The organism is Chromohalobacter sp. HP20-39, assembly GCF_033052815.1.
GTDB lineage: Bacteria > Pseudomonadota > Gammaproteobacteria > Pseudomonadales > Halomonadaceae > Chromohalobacter.
On sequence record NZ_JAWHTP010000646.1, the window covers coordinates 1 to 275 of the forward strand.

The 275-nt window shown below is 70.2% G+C and carries 1 pseudogene; it reads left to right on the plus strand.

What is annotated here, in order from left to right:
- A pseudogene (locus RVY79_RS19535) lies at positions 1-275 on the plus strand (diaminopimelate epimerase); the annotation flags it as partial.

Sequence of the window (275 nt, forward strand, 5' to 3'; positions counted from 1 at the left end):
TCCAGGTCGACACGATGAACCGGCGCCTGCGGCTCGCGCTGCAGGACGATGGCCGTGTCACGGTGGACATGGGCGCACCGGTGTTCGAGCACGCGGCCCTGCCTTTCGACGCCCACGGGCTGACGCCGCGGCGCGTGAATGGCTTCGAGCTCTGGCCCATCGACGGGCTGGAGCTGGCGGTGCTGTCGATGGGCAATCCGCATGCGGTGCAGCGTGTCGACGATGTTCAGGCCGCGCCGGTCGCCACGCAGGGCCCGCAGATCGAAGGGCATGCC